General features: G+C 65.1%; 1 pseudogene. It reads left to right on the top strand.

From position 1 onward, the window contains the following. Window positions 1-292 (top strand): annotated as a pseudogene (locus IF78_RS44745) (alpha-1,4-glucan--maltose-1-phosphate maltosyltransferase); the annotation flags it as partial.

Raw genomic sequence — 292 nt, 5'->3', positions numbered from 1 at the left:
CAAGAAGTACCAGGACATCTACCCCATCGCCTTCGACGCCGACCTCGACGGCCTGACCGCCGAAACCCTGCGCGTCCTGCGCCACTGGATGGCCCACGGCGTGCGCATCTTCCGCGTCGACAACCCGCACACCAAACCCGTCGTGTTCTGGCAGCGGGTGATCGCCGACATCAACCGCACCGACCCCGACGTGATCTTCCTGGCCGAGGCCTTCACCCGACCGGCGATGATGCACACCCTGGCCCAGATCGGCTTCCAGCAGTCCTACACCTACTTCACCTGGCGCAACACC

The organism is Streptomyces bicolor, from assembly GCF_000719285.1.
Taxonomy (GTDB): Bacteria; Actinomycetota; Actinomycetes; order Streptomycetales; family Streptomycetaceae; genus Streptomyces; species Streptomyces bicolor.
Note: the sequence above shows the minus strand (reverse complement) of the source record. Positions and strands in the feature narration are given on the sequence as shown.